Source organism: Lyngbya sp. CCY1209, from assembly GCF_055795065.1.
In genome coordinates, this window is sequence record NZ_JAYFER010000639.1 from 25,672 (window position 1) to 41,219 (window position 15,548).

The following is a 15,548-nucleotide window of genomic DNA, read 5'->3' on the forward strand; positions in this document are numbered from 1 at the left end:
TCTGGTCACATCTATCTCAGAAATCGCCGCGATCGCGATCATATGGGGGGCGAAGCCGATCGGCGACGGCTCCCTTCCCGACAGACCCCACCCCCCGAGGATTCGCTCCCCCGATGCCCATCTCCCCACATCCCCAGCGCTTCGGTGTCATCCTACACTCAAAGTGAGGCATCCTAACACGAGATAGTGAATTTATGGTTGAGCTGAACCTGAATCAATTTTACAAAGCTTGCAACCCCAGCAAAACCATCGACATGGCAAATCCGGAGGATCGGCAGTATTATATCGATTTTTCGGCGGTCCGGGGCAGCGATATCGTCCGGGAGTTGAGTCGCACCATCACGTTGCTCTCGGGGGACGAACCCACCTGCCAACTGTTCTCGGGCCACATCGGCTGCGGCAAGTCCACGGAATTATTTCGTCTCAAAGATGCCTTGGAGCGCCAGGGATACCACGTTGTTTATTTCGAGTCCTCCCAGGATCTGGACATGGCGGATGTGGATGTCAGCGATATCGTCCTGGCTATCGCCCGCCAGGTGAGCGAACAGATGCAGGCGGCGGGGATACGGTTGAAACCGGGATATTTCGGGCGGCTGTTCGGCGAAATTTCCGACTTTTTGCAGACCCCCATCGAGCTGGGAGCCGAAGCGGAAATCTCCGTCGGCATCGCCCGCATCACCGCCAAAACCAAAGACTCCCCCAAATTGCGATCGCAACTGCGGCAGTACCTCGAACCCCGGGTCAGCAGCATTCTGGAAGCGGTGAACTCCGAGCTGCTGAAACCGGCTACCGAGATGTTGCGACAGCGGGGGAAACGGGGTCTGGCGGTGATCGTAGACAACCTCGACCGGGTGGACAATTCCCCCAAATCCTGGGGCCGCACCCAGCCGGAATACCTGTTCGTCGATCGCGGTGAACAACTCCGGCGCCTGCATTGCCACGTCATCTACACCATCCCCTTGACCTTAATTTTTTCCAACGATTACGGCAGGCTTTCGAGTCGCTTCGGGGTAAAGCCGAAAGTGTTACCGATGGTCCCGGTCATCGCGCGCACCGGGGAAGATTACCCCCCCGGCCTGACCTTGCTCCGACAGATGGTTTTGGCGAGGGCGTTTCCCCAGATCCCCCCGGACGACCGCATGGCTCGCGTCCCGGAATTGTTTGAAACCCCGGAAGTGCTCGATCGCCTCTGCCGGATCAGCGGCGGACATATGCGCCGGTTGTTAATGTTCATGTACAGTTGTTTGCAGCAGGAAGATCCCCCCTTTTCCGCCGCCTGTCTAGAAAACGTGATCCGGGAATATCGGGACGATTTGCTCGGGGCGATCGCCGAGGACGAATGGAATTTGTTGCTGCAAGTGGTGGAACATCAGAGCGTGCGCGGGGAGGAAGAATGTCAGACCCTGCTGCGGAGTATGTTCGTCTTTGAATACCGCGATCGCTCCGGGCGCTGGTTCGGGATCAATCCCGCCCTGGCCGAAACCCGGCACTACCAAAATTGGCGTCGGAAACAGCCGGCCATTTCTCCCCCGTCCGAACTGGAAAAGGCCTGACATCAAAAAGACGATATTAAAAAATATTAAGTGGGGCTTGAAAAATCCCCTAAAATCATCGAAAATATTGGCAAAATCGGCGTTCCAGAACGTCAATTTTATCGGGGTTACTACGGGATAATTTTGGCAAAATTCCAGCTATCCCCAGATAGATATCGGGAAAATTTTGACCGGAACTGCCATCTTCGGGAAAAGGGATTCGGGAGTCGGTATTAGGGAGTCGGAGCGAGGGTTTTGACAATTAAGGTCTGTGACGACTCCAGCGCTCACTGCTATATTTCAGGGTTTTCAAAAAGTCAAAAGTGGGTGGGACAGATGGCTTGATCGAGCGGATTTTAAAACGGATCGGCTGGTCTTGTTTTATCCTTTCAAAGTGGGGGCTTTCGACCGGTTTATTCGGCTATTTTACCGGGAAATATCCTCCCACGCAAACCCTCATTTTTGGCAACAACGTGTCATGATAGACCAATTGACCCCTCCCCAAAGCCCGAGCCAAAACGAGCGATCGCTCGCCCGCCTGGTGCGCGCCATCTCCCTGTCCCAGGGACAATTTTCCCTGATTCTAGCCGGCTGCAACTACTCCGGCCTGCGGCGGCAAATGATCAGAAAACTCCAGGAACGGCTCTGCGAGCGCGAAACCGGACAAAAAAGCCTCGAAATTCAAACCCTGACCCTTTCTGCGGACGTCGTCACCCTCTACAGCACCCTAAAAGACGCGATCGCCGCTCCCCCCCCGTCGGCCCTGATGGTGGCGGGGTTGGACGGGGTGGAATCCCCCGACGTCCTGCTCAGTTCCACCAACCAAGTGCGGGACGAATTTCGCAAAACCTTTCCCTTTCCGCTGGTCCTGTGGGTCACAGATAATCTAGCCAAAAAACTGATCCGACTCGCCCCGGACTTCAAAAGTTGGGCGGCGGCCACCATCCACTTCGAGATGGCGACCCCCCAACTGCTGCAGTTCCTCACCTTACAAGCCCACACCCTCTTTTCCCTGGCGGAACTGCGAATCCGCGACTGGGAACCCGAAACTCCCCACCCCGGCGACCAGTCCGGCCCCCCCAAATACGACTTCGCCCCCGGTTCGAGCCGCCGTCGGGAACTCGAGGCGGCCTGGAAAGACCTGGCCGACCGTGGCGTCGAACTGGACCCCTTCCTAGAAGCGAGCCGCCAATTCATCTTCGGCCTCGACTGCGACGGGCTCGACGGGCCGGACCGGGCCCGCCAACATTACCGGCAAAGCTTGGCCCGCCTGCAAAACGCCGGCCCCGAAACCGGCTCCCGCCCCATCTCCCACCGAGAACGTCAGGGGATCATCAGATTCCACATCGCCCTCACCGACTGCCTCCAGGCCGCCCGCAGCCCCGCGGCCGACCGCCCCCCGCTCCTAAGCGCCAAAACCAACCTGGAACGGTGCCGGGACACCTTCGCCGCCGTCGGACGCCCCGACCTGGTGGCGGGGGTGCTCCCTCACCTGGGCGAAGTCCTCAAACGGCTGCAACAGTGGGAGGAGCTGCAAGTTTTGGCCGAAACGGGGCTGAAAATGCACCTCAGCTACGGCCCCGACCGCCAACTGGCCCGGGATTACGGCTTCATGGCAGAAGTCGCCCTCCGGCGCGGCGCCTGGAACGAAGCCCTGGAACTGGCCAAGCTGGCCCTGGCGATCCTCTCCGAGGGGGACTCCCAGAGCGAACGGGGAGCCTACCTGCTGCTGTCGGCCCGCAGTTGCAAACACTTAGATCGCCGGGAACAGGCCATCCGGGAATTGGAAACCGCCCGCCGTTCCACCTCCCCGGGCTACGACCCCCAACTCTACATCGACATCCTCGCCGAGCTGCGGGATCTGTACTACGAAAGCGGCCGATACCTGCAGGCTTTCCGGGTCAAGAAACGGCAGCGGGAAATCGAGCATCAATATGGATTCCGCGCCTTCATCGGGGTCCACCAACTGCAACCACCCAAACGGGTTCTCAACCCCGCCGGCGCCGGAGGTGAAGCCGAAATAGCGGTCGCCCGGGATCTGACCGTTTCCAGCCGCGAACGGGACATCGACAACCTGATCCGGCGGTTGGGGCGCGACGACCACAAATTGATCGTCGTGCACGGCCGGTCTGGGGTGGGGAAGAGTTCCCTGATCGACGCCGGGTTGGTGCCGGCCCTGGAACAAATCAGCCTCGGCGCCCGGAACCTGCTCCCCGTGGTCGTCCGCAGTTACACGGACTGGGTGCGGGAAGTCGAAGGCGCCCTAGCCTATGCCTTACTCCACCAAGATTACATCGAACTCGAAGATGTCAACCTGAAGCGGCTCTGGTACCGGACCGTCCGGGCTTCGCAATACGCCCGGGAGGAGTTCGGTGGCGACCGGGCCGCGTACATTTTGCACCCGGAATCCTTCGTGCCGGACCGGCTGCAAAAAAACGCCGACAAAAACCTCCTCACCGTTCTGATCTTCGACCAATTTGAGGAATTCTTTTTCGTGTCCCGGGAACGGGTGCACCGCCAAACCTTTTACGAGTTTTTGCGGCTGTGCCTGAACATCCCCTTCGTGAAAGTGATCCTCTGCCTGCGGGAAAGCTGCCTCCACTACTTGCTCGAATGCGAGACCCTGTGTCCTTTAGATGCTCTCAACAACAATATTTTGGACAAACGGGTCCGCTACCACCTGCGGGACTTTTCCCGGGCCGAGGCTCGGATCGCGATCGAGCGCCTCACCCGGCGGGCGAAATTTGAGCTCGAAAGCGCCCTGATCGACCAGTTGGTAGAAGATCTGGCCGACGAACGCTGCGAAATTCGCCCCATCGAACTCCAGGTGGTCGGGTCCCAACTCCAGGAAGAGGGGCAGGGGGGCATCCGGACGCTGCGGGACTATCAACGCCTCGGCCTGGACCCGAAAGCTACCCTGATCGGGCGTTCCATCGATGCGATCGTGGGAGACTGCGGGCCGGAGAACGCCGAGGCAGCCTGGGACGTGCTGTTCGCCCTCACCGACGACAAACTCGGCCGCCCGATCAAAACCCGGTCAGAACTCACCGCCGCGGTCCGCCACCCCCCGGCGGTCGGCCACTCCTTCATCGACGTCATCCTCGAATCCGGGCTGCTTTTGCGCCGCCGGGAGGAGCCGGAAGACCGCTACCAACTGATGCACGACTATCTCGTTGTGCCGATCCGATCGCGCTACGCGGTCCTCGATCGCCGGCGGCAGGGGACGATTCAAAAACGGCTCCGGCAGGCCCAGGTGGCCAAGAACGAGGCGGAAGCGGCTCGGAAATTGAGTCAGGAACAGCTCGTCCACCGCAACCGCCTCCTGAAACAACTGCTGTGCGTTGCCCTGGCGGCGGTGGTGGGGCTGGGGATCTCCACACTCGTCGCCTACCAACAGAAGCGCCTCGCCTACATCACCTCCCTGACGGCTACCTCCGACGCCCTGTTTTTCTCCCACTACCATTTCGACGCTATGCTCGAAAGTTTGCAAGCTGCCCGACAACTGCAGCGCCTGCGGCGGTTGACCCCGGGTTCGGCGGCCTTGCGGGATGCCCAAATGCGGGTCGCCGCCACCCTCGGACAGGCCGTCTACGGAACCCACGAGGGCAACCGCCTGGAGGGACACGGGGACGTGGTGTGGGACGTGGCCTTTAGCCCCTCGGGCGATCGCCTGGCCTCGGCCAGCGTCGATGGCACGGTGAAACTCTGGACGCGGGAAGGGGAGGCGATCGCGACCCTGGAAGGACACGGCGAAAGCGTGTCCGCCCTCGATTTCAGCCCGGACGGCCGGATGCTGGCCTCGGCCTCCCATGACCGGACGGTGAAACTCTGGAGTCGGGACGGGGAACTGTTGCAAACCCTGGCCGGACACGGGGATCTCGTCTCCAGCGTCCGCTTTTCCCCGGACGGTGAACTGCTGGCTTCGGCTTCCAAAGATGGCGCGGTGAAACTCTGGAGTCCGGGGGGGGAAGTCCTGAAAACCCTGCGATTTCCCGATTGGCCCCTCAAGTGGCTCGACTTGAGCCCCGACGGCCGGCTGTTGGCGGTGGCCGGGGACGGCCCGCAGGTGCAACTGTTCGACCGCCGGGGCCGGCGGCAGGGGCGCCTGAACCACTGTCCGCCCCAGCAGCAGGAATGTACCATTTACGCGGTCGATTTTTCGTCGGACGGCGATCGGATCGCTACCGCCGGGACGGACGGGACGGCGAAACTCTGGGACCGCCGGGGACGGCTGATCGGGGTTTTGGAGGGACACGAGGGGACTGTCTACAGCGTGGCCTTTTCCCCGGAAGCTGGGATGGTGGCGACGGGGGGAGATGACAAGACGGTGCGGCTCTGGAGTGGGGAGGGGGAATTGTTGCTGACGTTTCGGGGTCACGGGGACAAGGTGACGCGGGTGAATTTTTCCCCCGACGGGGGCACCCTCGCCTCGGCGAGTTACGACAAAACGATCAAGTTGTGGCGTTTGGAAAACAATCCCCTCGACATCCTGGAGGGACACCGACATCGGGTCCTGGATGTGAGTTGGAGCCCCGACGGCCGCATCGTCGCCTCCGCGTCTCAAGACCGGACGGTGAAACTGTGGAGCCGTTCGGGGCAGTTGCTGCAAACCCTCTCGGGCCACGGCGATCGCGTGGCTGAGGTCAGTTTCAGCCCGGACGGCAAGTGGGTGGCGACGGCCGGATATGACCACCGCGTGAAACTCTGGCGGCGCCTCGATGCCGACCAGGACTCGGGCCGGTGGGGCGATCGCCGGCCTTCCCGGGGGAGGCCGACCCGGGGGGTCGCTTCTTCCGCGATCGTTGCCCCCGAACCGGTGAAAACGTGGGTCGCCCACGGGGATAGCGTCATGAGCGTGAATTTCAGCCCCGACAGCCGATATATGGTCACGGGGAGCAAGGATCGGACGGTGAAGTTGTGGACGGCCGACGGCCGGCTGCTGCGAACCCTGCACGGACATCGGGGGTGGGTGAATCGGGTCTGTTTCAGTCCTGACGGCGACACCATCGCTTCGGCCAGCGACGATGGCACGGTGCGGTTCTGGAATTGGCGGGGAAAACAGTTGAAAATGATCCAGGTGTCGGACAGCTACGTTTTGGGCGTCAGTTTCAGTCCCGATGGCAAGGTGGTGGCGACGGCCGGATATGACAATAAAGTCAAGTTGTGGAGTCGGGACGGGGTCTGGCTCGACACGCTGTTGAAGGGAACCAGTGACAGCGTGACGGATGTGGCGTTCAGCCCCGACGGCCGGCTGGTGGCCTCGGCGAGTTACGACGGCTACGTCCGCATTTGGAGCACCCGCGACGGCACGTTATTGAAAACGTTGATGGCACACGGAGATAGCGTCATGGCCCTGAGTTTCAGCCCCGACGGCCGCATCCTCGCTTCGGCGAGTCGAGACCAGACCGTGATCCTCTGGAATTTGGATCTGGATGATTTGATGCGAAAAGCCTGCGACTGGCTCCGGGATTACCTGAAAACCAACCGCAACCTCGGCGATCGCGATCGGCAACTGTGCCGTCAGTAATTGAGAATTGACCGCCGACAATTGACAATTGTCAATTCATTTCCATACCCCGCCCCGGCGGGGTGCACTTCGGGGATTCTGTGTTGACATCCTCATAAAGCCGTCCTCTCAGGACGGGGTTTTAGACCCACACTTATGATAAAGTTAACAATTGTAACGAATATGAGTTTTCGATTATCTCCGGGTTAATAGCACTTCCCTATCGTTCACCTTTGAGAATTTGGTATAAAACATCCATGCAACAGACCTGGCCGCACAAACTCTTCCGATCGCTCGCCGCATTCTGTTTGGCCCTCTCGCTTTGGGCGATCGCACCCGCCGCAGGGGCCTACAACAATCCGGAACTGCTCCCGGACATCCAAACGCCGGTCATCGACCTGGCCGAAGTCCTCACCGACGTCCAGGAAAATCTCCTGGCCGAAGACCTGCAACAGTTTGAATCTGAGACGGGATGGAAACTGAGGGTCCTCACCCAATTCGATCGCACCCCGGGCCGAGCCGTCAAAGCTTACTGGGGACTCGACGACCGCAGTGTCCTCCTGGTCGCCGACCAGCGGGGCGGCAACATCCTCAATTTCAGCGTCGGCCGCGACCTCTACGACCTCCTCACCCGCACGTTTTGGGTGGAACTCCAGACCCGCTACGGCAACCAATATTTCGTCCGCGACAACGGCGAAGACCAATCCATCATCCAATCCATCGAAACCATCGAAGGCTGTCTGCTGCAAGAGGGCGGCTGCCGCGTCGTCCCCGGCCTGCCACAAGAACAGTGGATTTTGACATTAATTACTTCCGCCCTCGGCGGGGTCATTTGCGGGTTCGCCGCCATCCCCCGCAAACCCGGACAACTGGTGGCTTGGCAGTGGGCGTTAATTTTTTCTCCCCTCTGGGGCATCCTGTTTATCGCCTTCGGCATCGGTCCGGTGATCAGCCGCACGTCCGATTGGATTCCCTTGGTCCGCAATATTTCTGCTTTCTTGATCGGCCTCCTCGCCGCCTACCTGACCCCGATGTTCAGCCAGTCTTCGACCTCGGAATCGGAAACTTAAATCTCGATTTTAAAACTGTTGAAATTTTGCGATCGTCGGCGGGAGACTGCCGGCGATTTTGATTCGGGAATTTAAGAACCACAGAGGCACGGAGAACACAGAGAAGGAGTAGTGTACCGAATGAGTTGGGAATGATGAACGCTCCTCAACCCGTCTGAAAAATATTTTGCACCATTTTTTTATCCGTCCCCGCCGCCGCTTTATCCAGTTCCGCAACCTCCCCCGAGTCCAACTGCCAACCCAGAGCGCCGATATTCTGTCGCGCCTGTCCGACACTCTTCGCGCCGGGAATGGGAATGGCGCCCTTACAAATACACCAATTCAGGGCCACCTGAGCCATCGTTTTCTCCCGCGATCGCCCGATCTCTTCCATGCAGTCCAAAAGCGACCGACACCCCGGCAACAACCGTTTGAACAGCCAACCCCTGAGCCCTTTTGGAAACGGGCCGTTTTCGGAATATTTACCCGTCAAAATTCCCAACGCCAAAGGACTGTAAGCAATCAACCGGATGCCCAATTCGTCGCACACTTCTTTGACTCCCAGTTCCGTCACCGGATCAGTCGAAAGTAAGGAATATTGAACCTGTAGGGTGGCGATGGGAACGCCGCGATCGCCCAACCGACGATGCACCCACTTCAACCGTTTTGGGCCGTAGTTGGACAATCCCACCCCCTTAACTTCCCCCCGTTCGTACAGGTCCGCCAAACCGTCCAAAAGCGGCCCCTCCTGCCAGGGGGCGTAATTGGCGGTGGACCAGTGCATCTGTACCAAATCGACCTTTTTACCCAGGCGATCTGCGGAAGATAAACCGGCGGAAACCATAGAACCCCTCGTCAACCGCCAAGGATAGGCGGCGAGTTTGGTGGCGATACAAATATCCTCCTGATTCGGACCGACATACTCCCGGCAAAAACGCCCCAAAAGCATCTCGCTGCGACCGTTTAACCGACCGGTTCCGTAAGAGTCCCCCGTATCGAATACCGTCACCCCATTCTCGACACAAAGGTTAAAAACGGCTTGCAATTCTTCGTCCATCTTCGGGTCGTATCCCCACAGCAGTCGGTTGCCCCATGCCCAGGTGCCGCAACCCATTTTTGAGAGGTGGAGTTTTTGGTGATTCTGCATCATTAATTCCCTGTCGTTTTTGTTATTCCCTACTCCCTCCTCAAGCGATCGCATATCCGGTGTGGGGGCGAACTTCGGGGGGTTGAAATCCCAACACGATATCGGATTTGGGAATACCGGCTTCCAGCAATTCTTCGGTGATTCCGTCTTCGATGCCGTCCCGTTGAATCCAGATTTTGCCGTCGATAATCTGGACGTGGGTGATGCAGCCGTGGACGCGGCGTTTTTGCTGCCAACCGACATCGAATAATAAAAAATGATTGCGATCGCGATCGACGATCACATATTCATCGATTTCTCCGTAAGAATAGGGGATGGCGGCGTGTCGTTTGAGAATGTTTTCGATGGTGTCTCGATAGAATTTTAGGCGATCCATTCTGCGGCCTCCTCTGTTTCGGGATTGAAAATGAATAGGCTGATTTTATTTAACTCGATCATTAATTTCGGTAATTCCTCGGAAAAGAAATCCGAAAATACGGTTTCCGGGATGGCGAGATAAAGTTTGCGATCAGGTTCGAGTTTGGATAAAACTTGGGAATACATGATATATTGTCCCAGAGCTTGTTCCAAATCTTTGACGGGAGAAGGATTTAAAAAGCTTTTGACTTCGATCGCGACTTGATGTCCTTCTTTCTGTGCCGCCAACAACTTCTCGGCACCGAGATCCACATATGTCATCCGACCGCCAAACTTCAAACGGAGGGGATCGTGAGTGATCGTCCATCCGTCTTTGATCAAAGCGGTTTTGACCGTTTCGTGATAGATATCTTTCGCCATTCCACCACTGTCTGATTCGAGCCGATTTTGAGCGGTTTCTCTATTGTAGCGCGATCGCGGACAATTAAGCGATCGCATATCCGGTGTGGGGGCGAATTTCGGGGGGTTGAAATCCCAGGACGATATCGGATTTGGGAATACCCGCTTCCGGCACTTCTGCTGTCGCAACCGAACTCTCATCATCCACGACTCAGGGCAAATGTTCGGATCGCCCGGTCATCGAGAACGAAATGTTGGTTCAAGATAATTTTCAAGCGATCGCGCGTGTCAATAATCAGAATAATTGCTTCGTTAAAGTCGGGTAAAGTGGATGTGGTTGAACGCCATGTTCAGATTGGCGGGATAGACGGCGACAAACAGGGCGACTAAACCCCAGGCGGAAAGTCTGCGGGTGGCGGGTATCAACAGGCCGATGCCCAGCAAAATTTCGATGACACCGCTGATGTAAACCAGGGCGGCGGGGGCGGGTAAAAAGTCGGGGACGATGCGAATGAAGGGTTCCGACGCGGCGAAATGTAAAGTCCCCGCCACCAGCATACAAACCGCCAGAACGCCCCGCAGCGTCCGTTTATTTTGCTGAAATTGGTTTCGGATTTTGTCCAACATGGATAATTGTTCTCTCGGCTTTCTTTCAGTCCCCAGACGGCCAGTTTATATCGAGTCCGACGATGAAGAATCCCCCCCAGCCCCCCTTTGAAAGGGGGGAGAAGAATCCCCCCAGCCCCCCTTTGAAAGGGGGGAGAAGAATCCCCCCCAGCCCCCCTTTGAAAGGGGGGAGAAGAATCCCCCCCAGCCCCCCTTTGAAAGGGGGGAGAAGAATTCCAAGTCCACCTTTCCAAGGGGGATTTATGGGGATTTTCCCATCGCAAACTCCCAGACCCAACTTCCAGGTTGCCAAGAAACGCCCGATCCTTCATCCACCCCAAGTCATAAGATCAGATCCGATCATTTGCCCACATAATCTCCCCAATCCACGAAGCGAGGATTTTTGCTATTAGCTTGGGAATTAATTCCCAAGCGGTTTGGGTATTCGACTTTTCTCGAAGTCCCCCTTTTTAAGGGGGATTTAGGGGGATCGAACCGTATCGCAGCAGAACGAAAACTGCTATAATCGAGTTTGATAGAAGTCGCAGTTCGGCAATTCAAAAAAGATTCTATTTTTTCGGATAGTTGCCCCTGGCGGTCGTTCCGCCGTCAATGGTCAACACCTGACCCGTCATCCAGGCGGCGGCATCGGAACTCAAAAAAACGGCCAATTCTCCGATTTCATCGGTGGTTCCATATCTGCCCAGCAAAATTTTCGGCATCCAAAACTCGCGATTTTCTCGCAATCCGTCTTGATTTCTCTCCACCTCGACGGCGCCGGGGGCGATTGTATTGACTCGAATTTTGGGTTTGGAGGACTCCGTTATAATTGGTTTTATAATGGAGGATAATTTTAGTTTTGTGTCGGGCAAGCGATCGCGCAATCCCCGCCCCGATGCCGCTAGAGGCGCCCGTGATTAGAATGGTTTTATTGTTCAGTTCTTCGTACATCGCTAAATCTGGCAGTATCAAATAATTCGTAAACGTTATATCAGATCCGATTGTTTGACTGCAAATTGATCGTCATCCCCCCCAGCCCCCCTTTGTAAGGGGGGAGAATAGGTTTCAAAGTCTCCCTTGCCAAGGGGGATTTAGGGGGATTTTTCGATCCGGTTAAAGGTGTAGAATCCCCCCCAGCCCCCCTTTGTAAGGGGGGAGAATGGGTTTCAAAGTCCCCCTTTCAAAGGGGGATTTAGGGGGATTTTTCAGAAACTCAAATAGACTCAATTCAAGCTGATGGAGGAACAAACAGATGGAAATTCGACGGGCACGGACGGAAGATTTCGATCGCATTTGGCCGATCTTCAAAGAAGTGGTGAGTCGGGGCGACGCCTACGCCTTCTCCCCCGAAACCGATCGCGCCGCCGCCCATCAAATTTGGATGGAAATTCCCGCCGCCACCTACGTCGCCATTTCCGAGGGAAAAATCGTCGGCACTTACTACATCAAACCCAACCAACCCGGACTCGGTTCCCACGTCTGCAACGCCGGATTTATGGTCGCTTCCGACGCCAGGGGACAGGGGATCGGCCGATCGCTCGGACGTCACGCCATCGCCGAAGCGGTGCGACTCGGATTCCGGGCCATGCAATTCAACTTCGTCGTCAGCACCAACGAACCGGCGGTCAAATTGTGGAAATCACTCGGATTTGCGATCGCCGGAACCCTGCCGAAAGCCTTCCGCCATTCAACCCTCGGATGGGTGGATGTCTATGTGATGTACCAGTGGTTGGGGGATTAGGGATTTTTCGCCGCCTCCACCTGCCGCCGCAAGTCGGCGACTTTATCCAACAAATCGGATTGAGCGATCGCGCTCTGTTCCCCGGTTTTCAGCCATTTCAGGTTGACGGTCCCGGCTTCGGCCTCCGCATCTCCGAGCACCAGGCAAGCCGCCGCGCCGCTGCGATCGGCCCGTTTGAACTGCTTCCCGAAGGCGCTGCCGCTCAAATCCAGTTCCACGCGAAAACCCGCGCCGCGCAGCTTTTGAGCCAAAATCAAAGCCCGACTTTCGGCCTTTTCTCCCCGGGACACCAGATAAAATTCCGGGGCGAGATTGGGGGGCTCGTGGAGTTGCTGCAACAGGATGATCAGCCGTTCCAGACCGATCGCCCAACCCACCGCCGGGACCTGGGGGCCGCCGAGTTCCCGTACCAAACCGTCGTAGCGTCCGCCGCCGCACACCGTCGCCTGGGCGCCGAGGTCGTCGGAGATGATTTCAAACGCCGTGTGGGTGTAGTAGTCCAGACCGCGCACCAATCGGGGATTGAGGGTGTAGGAAATTCCCAATTCCGTCAATAAGTATTGGACGCGATCGAAGTGGGCCCGGGAGCGATCGCCCAGGTGGTCCAAAATGCTGGGGGCGTTTTCCGCGATCTCCCGAGTCCGCTTATCCTTGCTGTCGAGAATCCGCATCGGGTTGCGGGTGAGGCGATCGCGGGAGTCGGGGTCGAGTTCGTCTTGATAGGGAGTCAGATAGTCCACCAACGCCTGACGGTAACGCCGGCGATCTTCGGGATCGCCGACGGAGTTGAGGTCTAGGTGCAGATTTTGCAATCCCAACGTTTGCAGGATTTCCGTCGCCGCCGCGATGACCTCCACATCGGCCCGGGGATCGTCGCTGCCGAGCACCTCGACGCCGATCTGGTGAAATTGTCGCTGTCGTCCGGCCTGGGGGCGTTCGTAGCGGAACATCGGCCCGAAATACCAGAGCCGCTGCACTCCCCCGGCGGCGTGCAATTTCCGTTCGATGTAGGCCCGCACCACCCCGGCGGTTCCCTCCGGACGCAGGGTGATGGAGCGATCGCCGCGATCGGTGAAGGTGTACATTTCCTTGCCCACCACATCCGTCGCTTCCCCGATGCCGCGTTCAAATAAGGCGGTCTGCTCGAAGATGGGTGTCCGAATTTCCTGATAATTGGCCCGGGACAAGACGGCTTCGGCCACCGATGCCACCCGCTGCCAGTACCCCACCTCCTCCGGCAGGATGTCGCGGGTTCCCCGTAACGCTTGAATTGAGTCCATGTCTTCCTGAGTTGGCGATCGCGTCTGTTCAATAGAATACGACACACCCCCCTCCATAGAGAATGGGGCATGATCAATTGTCAATTATCAATTATCAATTTCCCAAGATCCGTGGCGATCGCCGTAATAGGTTAAAATTTCTTCGATTTGCCGGTCGATTTCCGGGTCGGCCGCTTCCGGAGACTCGATCCACAGGCCGGCGACTTGACTTTGGGTGTAGTCGAACGCTGACCATTCCGAATCGTCCGAAACGGCAGGCATGGGAAGCAAACCCGTCCGTACACCCCGCACCTGGCGGAGGTGGGCTGCAACTTCCCGATAGATAGCTAAGGGCAGGCGGGGACAGCGGAGGTGACGGCGGGGAGGGGTTTGTGCTATTGACATGGTGCTGAGTGAGGTTTGGTTTTCCTACTCAACCGAGGATACAGGATGTTCCGCACTTTCGGACGAGGGGGAGTCCGGCAACAGACAGCAGTTGATGCTGTCGATGCAGACTTTGCCCCATTGCAGGGCCCAGCGGACTAACTCTACCCGGTTGTCCGTCGCGGTTTTGGTCAGGATGTTGCTGATGTGGTTGTCCACGGTGCGTTTGCTGATTTCCAGCCGTTCCGCAATTTCCTGGTTTGTCAGTCCGATCGCGACGAGTTCGACCACCTGCAGCTCTCGCTCGGAGAGGGAAACCGGGCTCTTAGACTTACCATGCGACATGACGGTATCCTATCTCTGCATATTTACCTACTTATAATTCTAAATGGATCTTGACCAAAAACGTTATATAACGTGTTAGACCGGTGAGTTGGGGAGATGGAACTTTGAACCATTTGTAACGTCGGGGCGGGGGAATTTTAAGAATTAGGAACAGGACTGCAGGATTTTTTCGGTCTTTTGCCCGCCGCTCCCCGGGAGCTGCACCTGATTGAACTCTATTTTTTACAGTCAAGATGAATCATTCTCGCGTTCTTTGCCTCGGTGAAATTTTGTTCGATTGTCTGGCCGACGGATTGCATCAGTCCTGGGAGGCGGTGGAATCGTGGACGGCTTACCCCGGAGGTGCACCGGCTAACGTGGCCTGCGGGTTGGTGAAGTTGGGGACTTCATCCGCATTTGTCGGGGCGATCGGTTTTGACGAAGGGGGCGATCGCCTGGTGGCATTTCTCCGGGATGCGGGGGTGGACATTACGGGTGTCCAGCGCCACCCCACCGCCCCCACCCGGCGGGTTTTCGTGCTCCGATCGCCATCCGGGGAGCGGGAGTTTGCCGGCTTCGGAACCCTCGACACGACGGCCTTCGCCGACACCCGCCTGCAGGCGGACTGGATGCCCGAGTCATTGTTTCTCGACGCCGATTTTTTGGTGTTGGGGACTCTGGGGTTGGCTTACCCGGAAACCCGGGCTGCGATCGCCCGCGCCCTGAAATTGGCCGATCGCTACAATTTGAAAATTTTGGTGGATGTCAACTGGCGGCCGGTGTTCTGGCCCGATCCCGGGGCGGCCAAGCCGCTGGTGACGGACCTGCTCAAACGGGTGGATTTCGTGAAATTGTCGGAGGAGGAAAGCGAGTGGCTGTTTGACACGACCGATCCCGGCGCGATCAACTACCGCTTGGACTCCGTGGAGGGGGTGCTGATCACCCGGGGCGATCGCGGTTGCGCCTACTGCCTGTCCGACCGCGAGGGGTCGTTTCCGGCTTTCCCCGTGGCGGTCGAGGATACGACGGGGGCCGGGGACGGCTTCGTGGCGGGGTTCGTCCACCAGATCCTGGGGCGGGGTCTGGCTGGCCTGCGGGACCCGCAAACGGCGCGGGAAATCGTCGCCTACGCCAGCGCCGTGGGGGCCCTGACGGCGACGAAACCGGGGGCGATCGCGGCCCAACCCACCGCCGCCGAGGTGGAGGCGTTTCTCCAGTTCGGGGAGTAGGGAGTCGGGAGTCGG

At 57.9% G+C, this 15,548-nt stretch carries 14 protein-coding genes; 5 read left to right on the forward strand and 9 right to left on the reverse strand.

The genetic code is table 11. The annotated features are described in order from the left end of the window. Positions 1 to 194 precede the first annotated feature (194 nt). The 3 genes from AC0QHF_RS24965 to AC0QHF_RS24975 all read left to right on the forward strand — a co-directional run bounded on the left by AC0QHF_RS24965 (position 195) and on the right by AC0QHF_RS24975 (position 8,108). A complete protein-coding gene (locus AC0QHF_RS24965; RefSeq protein ID WP_324706975.1) occupies positions 195 to 1,553 on the forward strand; it encodes an ATP-binding protein in 1,359 nt (452 codons plus the stop codon). A gap of 457 nt (positions 1,554 to 2,010) precedes the next feature. Beyond that, positions 2,011 to 7,059, forward strand: a complete 5,049-nt coding sequence (locus AC0QHF_RS24970) for a WD40 repeat domain-containing protein (RefSeq protein WP_324706976.1) — start codon at positions 2,011 to 2,013, stop codon at positions 7,057 to 7,059. 236 nt (positions 7,060 to 7,295) lie between these two features. Beyond that, entirely contained in the window at positions 7,296 to 8,108 is an 813-nt protein-coding gene (locus tag AC0QHF_RS24975) for a TPM domain-containing protein (protein WP_324706977.1), read from the forward strand. Between the two features lie 145 nt (positions 8,109 to 8,253). Here the strand turns inward: AC0QHF_RS24975 and AC0QHF_RS24980 are convergent, their stop codons facing one another. From AC0QHF_RS24980 to AC0QHF_RS25005, 6 genes are all read right to left on the reverse strand, one after another. Beyond that, on the reverse strand, positions 8,254 to 9,234 hold the full coding sequence (locus tag AC0QHF_RS24980) for an aldo/keto reductase (protein ID WP_324707090.1): 981 nt from the start codon (positions 9,232 to 9,234) through the stop codon (positions 8,254 to 8,256). A 40-nt stretch (positions 9,235 to 9,274) separates the two neighbouring features. After that, positions 9,275 to 9,610 (reverse strand): XisI protein, encoded by a 336-nt coding sequence (locus AC0QHF_RS24985; protein WP_324706978.1) that lies wholly within the window; start codon positions 9,608 to 9,610, stop codon positions 9,275 to 9,277. After that, entirely contained in the window at positions 9,598 to 10,011 is a 414-nt protein-coding gene (locus tag AC0QHF_RS24990; protein ID WP_324706979.1) for an element excision factor XisH family protein, read from the reverse strand. Before AC0QHF_RS24990 ends, AC0QHF_RS24985 begins: the two co-directional genes overlap by 13 nt. Before the next feature lie 64 nt (positions 10,012 to 10,075). After that, positions 10,076 to 10,198: an element excision factor XisI family protein gene (locus tag AC0QHF_RS24995; protein ID WP_324706980.1), complete on the reverse strand. Its 123-nt coding sequence runs from the start codon at positions 10,196 to 10,198 to the stop codon at positions 10,076 to 10,078. A 104-nt stretch (positions 10,199 to 10,302) separates the two neighbouring features. Beyond that, positions 10,303 to 10,617, reverse strand: coding sequence for a DoxX family protein (locus AC0QHF_RS25000; RefSeq protein WP_324706981.1), 315 nt, complete (start codon positions 10,615 to 10,617; stop codon positions 10,303 to 10,305). A 548-nt stretch (positions 10,618 to 11,165) separates the two neighbouring features. Then, complete coding sequence (locus AC0QHF_RS25005; protein ID WP_324706982.1) at positions 11,166 to 11,468, reverse strand: SDR family NAD(P)-dependent oxidoreductase; 303 nt, start codon at positions 11,466 to 11,468, stop codon at positions 11,166 to 11,168. A gap of 380 nt (positions 11,469 to 11,848) precedes the next feature. Between AC0QHF_RS25005 and AC0QHF_RS25010 the strand changes: the two genes are divergently transcribed. Then, positions 11,849 to 12,337 (forward strand): GNAT family N-acetyltransferase, encoded by a 489-nt coding sequence (locus AC0QHF_RS25010; protein ID WP_324706983.1) that lies wholly within the window; start codon positions 11,849 to 11,851, stop codon positions 12,335 to 12,337. On the opposite strand, the gene hisS is transcribed toward AC0QHF_RS25010, so the two are convergent. The 3 genes from hisS to pedR form a co-directional block, all read right to left on the reverse strand. Next, positions 12,334 to 13,617, reverse strand: a complete 1,284-nt coding sequence (hisS, locus tag AC0QHF_RS25015; RefSeq protein WP_324707091.1) for a histidine--tRNA ligase — start codon at positions 13,615 to 13,617, stop codon at positions 12,334 to 12,336. The genes AC0QHF_RS25010 and hisS overlap by 4 nt on opposite strands. Before the next feature lie 87 nt (positions 13,618 to 13,704). Continuing rightward, on the reverse strand, positions 13,705 to 14,001 hold the full coding sequence (locus AC0QHF_RS25020) for a hypothetical protein (RefSeq protein ID WP_324706984.1): 297 nt from the start codon (positions 13,999 to 14,001) through the stop codon (positions 13,705 to 13,707). 24 nt (positions 14,002 to 14,025) lie between these two features. Next, positions 14,026 to 14,325 (reverse strand): photosynthetic electron transport-dependent transcriptional regulator PedR, encoded by a 300-nt coding sequence (pedR, locus tag AC0QHF_RS25025; RefSeq protein WP_324706985.1) that lies wholly within the window; start codon positions 14,323 to 14,325, stop codon positions 14,026 to 14,028. Positions 14,326 to 14,558: 233 nt separating this feature from the next. Between pedR and AC0QHF_RS25030 the strand changes: the two genes are divergently transcribed. Beyond that, positions 14,559 to 15,533: a carbohydrate kinase family protein gene (locus AC0QHF_RS25030; protein WP_324706986.1), complete on the forward strand. Its 975-nt coding sequence runs from the start codon at positions 14,559 to 14,561 to the stop codon at positions 15,531 to 15,533. The last annotated feature ends 15 nt before the right edge of the window (positions 15,534 to 15,548 follow it).